This is a genomic window from Gordonia sp. 852002-50816_SCH5313054-c (assembly GCF_001665925.1).
Classification (GTDB): Bacteria; Actinomycetota; Actinomycetes; order Mycobacteriales; family Mycobacteriaceae; genus Gordonia; species Gordonia jacobaea.
The window spans coordinates 1-1,129 of sequence record NZ_LZTE01000006.1; the positions used below are offsets into that span (position 1 = coordinate 1).

General features: G+C 60.6%; 1 protein-coding gene. It reads left to right on the plus strand.

Annotated features, from left to right (window positions below):
* Window positions 1–54: 54 nt before the first annotated feature.
* A complete protein-coding gene (locus A5788_RS00225; RefSeq protein ID WP_049697012.1) occupies window positions 55–1,113 on the plus strand; it encodes an IS630 family transposase in 1,059 nt (352 codons plus the stop codon).
* Window positions 1,114–1,129: the final 16 nt, after the last annotated feature.

The following is a 1,129-nucleotide window of genomic DNA, read 5'->3' on the forward strand; positions in this document are numbered from 1 at the left end:
CTAGTGTCGCGTGTCGTTAATTAGTTTATGGTTCGTGGTTTGAGAGAATTGGCTATGGCGAATTCTGCGGCCCCGGCTCTTGGCCTGCGTGATGGTGATGCGGATGAACTTGATCGGCTACTACGGTCGACGTCGACGCCTGCGGGGCTGGTGCGTCGGGCGCGGATCGTGACTCTTGCTGCTGCAGGGGTGGCCAATTCGCGGATCAGCGAGGTTGTCGGGACGTCGGTGCCGACGGTACTCAAGTGGCGTTCCCGGTATCTCCATGACGGCCTCGACGGACTTCTTGACGCCCAACGATCGGGTCGCCCAAGACATCTCGATCACGCGGGTGTCATCTCGGCGACGTTGAAGCCACCGCCCAAGAAGTATGGGGTGACCCACTGGTCATCACGCCTGTTGGCCAGTCACCTCGGGATCGGCAACGCCACGGTCGCCCGCGCGTGGCGTGAGTATGGGGTACAGCCGTGGCGTTCGGGGACGTTCAAGTTCTCCACCGACCCGGAGTTGGTCGCCAAAGTCACCGATGTCGTCGGCCTGTATCTGGCACCGCCGGAGAATGCGATCGTATTGTGCGTGGACGAGAAGTCCCAGATTCAGGCCCTCGACCGCACCGCGCCTATGCTCCCGATGCAGCCAGGACAGATCGAACGCCGAACCCACGACTACAAACGCCACGGCACCACCACACTGTTCGCCGCACTGGAGATCGCGACCGGACAGGTGACCGCCACAGTCAAGCCACGGCACCGCCACCAGGAGTTCTTGTCGTTCCTCAGGCAAATCGACCGCACCTACGGCGACCAGGAGTTACACCTGGTGATGGACAACTACGCCACCCACAAAAAGTCGGCAGTCACCGAGTGGATCGCCGCGCACCCCAACATCCACGTCCACTTCACCCCGACATCAGGGTCGTGGCTCAACCTCGTCGAGGTCTGGTTCGGCATTATCGACCGGCAAGCGATCCGGCGTGGTGTGTTCACCTCAGTCAAGGACCTCAACGCGAAGATCCGAGCCTTCATCAACGGCTGGAACGACCGCAAACACCCCTTCGTGTGGACGAAACCGGTCGAGGAGATTCTCAAGAAAGCTCAACCGAAAACCAACTAACGAAACGCGACACTAG

Excerpts from the sequence above, each read along its gene's own strand:
- A5788_RS00225 (WP_049697012.1), top strand. The coding sequence starts at position 55 with ATGGCGAATTCTGCGGCCCCGGCTCTTGGCCTGCGTGATGGTGATGCG.